Consider the following 4,701-nt stretch of genomic DNA (forward strand, 5'->3'; position numbering starts at 1 on the left):
GTCCGAAGGCAGGCCCCGATTTGAGGGGATTGAGACTGTCTGCATGACTATTTTGTCCATCATACTTGTACAGGAGGACTAAACCATAAAGCCGAAAAACTTCACTTAATGTGGTCTATATTCGTGCTCTTTACAAACAGCACGGATCATTTTCATCAATCAACTTCGGCACGGCTTCCGAGATGGCCGCTATAGCAAATTCATAGCCGGCAAAAGATGCGAGAATGCGAACACCTGTCGGAGAGCGTGTCAAAACCGAACCTAAACCATGAGGCAACGGCGTTAAACTTATGGATAACCCCTCCTATTCAGGGAGCGGCCAAAGATGGCCCGGCGGCACTTCGTCCAATGCAGGCGCCGAACCCCTCTGCCTGTTTTTCAGTGAGCTCGTGCCCACGTGTCCATGTGTTATCGACAAGGAGTCTTTACCGGCCGGACTCACCAAAAAATGCCAGTCCGCAACCTTTCAAAGCCCTTATTTGAAAAATTGTGCTGCGGTGCCGTAACGAAAAAGTAAAACAACCCCATCGATGGTATGTTCCACGAGGGGAACAGTGTGGCAGGGCCTGAACTGACCGACCAGGCTGCGCCCGATAGCCCTGCGTAAAGCCAGTCCTGGAAGCCAAGTTGGCACAGAAAAGCGAGCATTCTTTTCGGCGACAACCTGGCTTTTGCGGCTTACCGCGCGGCGATCGTCAATAAAGTCTATGGCTGAAGGCGAAAACCCTTGAGGAGACCGACTCCATGAGACGCAATCAATGTCTTCGGACCTATCAGGTAAGATTTGTCACGCCCGCATTCCTGGGCGGGGCGGACCAGTCAGGTCAATGGCGCGTGCCCCCCTTTAAGGCTTTGCTTCGAAAATGGTGGCGCATCGTGTGGTGGAACGCACAAGAGCGCCCATCGCTGGAAAATTTGCGCCTCTGGGAAAGCAGGCTGTTCGGCACCACCGCAGGGCTCGAGGCGGGTGCCAGCCGCATTCGACTGCGGATCGATACCTGGCGACAGGGTTCTCTAAGGAAAAATCATTTTGACAATGTCAAATGTGGTGAGATTGTCCATCGCGAAGTGAAAAGAAAGCTCAATGCGGCCCTCTATTTGGGCTACGGCCCCATAGGGTGGGACAAAGCTCAAAAAAGACCGGGCCTTCAAAGGCTATCGGCTGTCGGGACAGACGAAAAAGGCCAGCTGACGCTCATGTATCCAGCCGAACTTGACCGCGACATGACCCAAACCATGCGTCTCCTGGCCCTTTTCGGATGCCTGGGCGCTCGAAGTCGCAACGGCTGGGGCTCACTTTCCCTATACGACGCCTCACAGAATGTATCCGACTTGTTTGACGAAAACGTTCTAGACCACAAGAGTCGAAGTGCCAGGGAATGGCTGGACCGCTTAGCTGTACCGTGGATCGACGCACTGCAACACGATTGGTGCCATGCTCTGGGTCGCGACGACAAGGGCCTTCTTTTGTGGTGCACCGATAGTCGGGAACGATGGGAAGATGTCTTGACACTGCTGGCGAGGATCAAAATCCACCTCCGCACGCAATTTGCCTTTCACGAGCAAGGGCCTCACACCAAATTGTGCGAACGCCACATTTTGGCCTATCCCGTCACGAACCATGTGCTTCAAGCATGGGGAGACGATAAGCGGTCCGCGAATCAGTTGTTCTTTAAAGTGCATGCTGTTGGTGGTGGCTTTTGCGGCCTCGTGGCACATCTCACCCATGGCATGCCGCAGGTGTTGAAAAGAGCGCTGAAAGAAAAGACCCCAGAGCAGGATTTGTGTTCCATGGAGCACAGTGTCTGGTCGCGTGTTCATGAGAGTCTGGATAAGCAGTTGGTGCGTCTTCCCTAAAAGTGTGGCGGCTTCTCAGCGTGGAGGAAATTCTCGGTGCCGCGCGCCGCACTATGGTCTTCGGCCACCCTGCGGCTTCAAAGGCTGCCCCTGCTTTCTACTTTGGGCATGAATCTCAAGGACAGAAACCGTCACCGTGAGGTTGGCAGCATGAACGAGGATATTTTTTGGAAGGTCAAAGTCTTGGCCTATGTCCATGACCCCGCGGAAAAGGCCCTTATCCTTTTCCGCAGCAAAGGTCATGAAGCCGGAACAGTCGCGCAGCTGAAAGCGCGGTTGCAACAAGACCTGGGGTATTCAGCAGAGGCAATGCAACGGTTGCTCGACATGATCAAAAAGGGGGACCGATGGGCCTCTTCGGCGGATCGCCCATCCCTTCCCATGAATATGGGCGGGCATGTGAATTTTGCCGGCGATCCGCGGTTGCGACACCCACTGTCCGGGGAGGAATTAATTTTGAGGACTCTGGAGTCGACGGTGCCCCCAGAGTCGGTGGAAGCGGAAAGTCTGGCCCACTACCAACGACTAATCGTGCAACAAGACGGACGAGTGGACTGGAAAAAGACTTTTCTGTCCATGTGGCGCTTCGGACCATGCGCGCCGACCAAAGAACTGGGTGCGCTTTGGGGCGAGCTTCCGGCAGACACGCGCAGCCCGGACCATTCCATCTGGGACCACTTGTCCCTCACATCCGCCTTTGCGGGAACCCTTGCGGCGGGCGGTCCGGCTCTCCTTCTCATGAGCTTCGGCCCCGTCCAAGGATTTATCGCTCAGGCCAGAAGTATTTCCGATCTTTGGGCGGGATCGCATCTTCTGTCCTCCATGGTCTGGGCGGCCCTAGAAGAGGTCTGTGAACGTTACGGCCCCGATGTCGTCCTGTTCCCTAAGCTGCACGGGGTTCCTCAGGTGGATCTTTGGGTTCGCGCAGCCCTGGGAGAGGATGTATGGAACAAAGCCGCCTCTCCCACTAGCTCCGCTTCGCAACCTGAATGGATCCATCGAGACACCGACAGGAACCCCCTGTTTGTTGCGGCCCTGCCCAACCGGTTCGTCGCTCTGGTGCCGGCCGAAGAAGCTACGGATTTGGCGGACCAGATTTGCTGTAAGGTGCGCCGATGGGTTCAAAAAAAGGCCCAGCAAAGCTTGGAGGAGCTCGGTAAAATTTCCGGCCTTGATGGCGCAGGCGATGCCGACAAACAGTTGCAAAGGCATTTCAAAGACTTTCCCGAAACTTTTTGGGCCGTGGTTCCATGGCGATTGGCGGGTGACGCCTCACTGGCCGACGAGGAGCTTAAGCGCGCTTTAGAGATTCTCGGGGCCGAACCCTGCTATCTCGGCCAGACCCTGGAATCCCTGCTTCGAAAGCGTGTGACCGTCGGCTCTGGAGCCATCTTTTACCAGCCCAATCCTGGGGTGGCTTACCCCGGCCTTTACGAGCTTCTGGAAAGGCTTCATGCCGCCACCAAAACGCTAAGGATCACCGAACAATCGGAAGAAAAAGGTTACCGTTGCAGCTTGTGTGGTGAAAGGGAATGGCTGGCCCACGACCGTGGGACACCACAGAAGCCAACCGGAATTTACACCCCGCCGGGACAACGCCAAGACACCCTTTGGACCAGAGTCGCTCAAAGGGCTCCGGCCCTGGCCAAGGAAGGCGAACATCTCTGTGGTTGGTGTGCCTTGAAAAGGACATGGCCCAGGCTTTTTGCCGAGGAGATATGCCACGCACTGGGTAAGGATAGACTCGATCGGTTCGTTCTTTCCACCCATGCCATAGCCGTTTCGACGTCGCTGTGGCGGTGGCTTGAGCTTCAGCCGCCGGGGACCGTGGTGAGCCCGCAGTTTACGCAGCTGGTGGCTGAGTTGGAAACACTGGCCAAATCGCTTAAAGAGCAACGTGGCGTGGCCCTGCCGGCGAAGCTTTACACCAAGGTGCTGCAGATGCAATGGCCGCAGGAAACAATCATGCAGCTGAAAAGGATTCCGGCTCTTTTGGATGCCGTGGACAACGAAGAGGCGTACCAGCTCGCGGTCAAAGCCTTCAAAACGTATTTGGGATTTATGCCCGAAACCTACTACGCGCTGGTGCTCCTGGACGGTGACCAGATGGGCCGATGGCTGGCGGCGGCCGTGGAGGGCAGGCCTCGACTGGCCGATCGGTTCCACGCCAAGACGTTGGAAGACTTGCAAACCTTCGATGAGCTGCAGCCCTATTTGGAGGCCCCCAGGCTCGCCTCGCCCGCGTGGCATCAAGCCGTTTCTTCAGCCCTCAACGCCTTTTCCATTCACGTGAGTCGAAAGATTGTGGAGGACCTTTTCATGGGCAAGCTCATCTACGCGGGCGGCGACGATCTCATGGCAATGGTGGCGGTCCACGATTTGCCGGCACTGATGTTTGCCCTGCGATGCGCCTTTTCCGGCTGCCTGCCGCAAGGGGAAGACAATCGTTCCTTCTGGAAAAAGCTGGGGGCGGAGCCCAACGGCCTCAAACTGGCTTCCGGCTACGCGCTTGTGAACACTCCTGCAGGCCGGGAGCTGCATCGTCTCATGGGCAAAAAAGCTACAGCCTCCATAGGCGCTGTCATCGCCCACCATCAGGCGCCTTTGGCGCGGGTCTTAGGGGAACTTCGAGCGGCCATACAGAAGGCCAAGAGCGAAGGAGGCCGCGATGCCTTTTGCCTCACCGTGTGCAAACGTTCCGGAGGGACAGAGCACTTGGTGGGTCGATGGGAGCTGGATCAGGCATGGCAGGACGGTGACATGGGGCTGCTTTTGGACCTTCGGGATGTGTTGGCCCACGATGTGTCGCGGCGCGTGGCCTATGAGCTGAGCGAGGTCTTTCGA

2 protein-coding genes are annotated in these 4,701 nt (G+C 56.5%); both read left to right on the forward strand.

Going from position 1 to position 4,701, the window contains the following annotated elements:
• Positions 1-744 precede the first annotated feature (744 nt).
• A complete protein-coding gene (locus tag ACUVSA_RS14480) occupies positions 745-1,857 on the forward strand; it encodes an RAMP superfamily CRISPR-associated protein (RefSeq protein ID WP_445895359.1) in 1,113 nt (370 codons plus the stop codon).
• 150 nt (positions 1,858-2,007) lie between these two features.
• The coding region (gene cas10 / locus ACUVSA_RS14485) for a type III-B CRISPR-associated protein Cas10/Cmr2 (RefSeq protein WP_445895360.1) at positions 2,008-4,701 on the forward strand (2,694 nt) is incomplete at its 3' end.

Source organism: Desulfosoma sp. (assembly GCF_052743555.1).

Bases quoted from the DNA above. Each gene is read 5' to 3' on its own strand.
- ACUVSA_RS14480 (WP_445895359.1), top strand. From the start codon at position 745: ATGAGACGCAATCAATGTCTTCGGACCTATCAGGTAAGATTTGTCACG.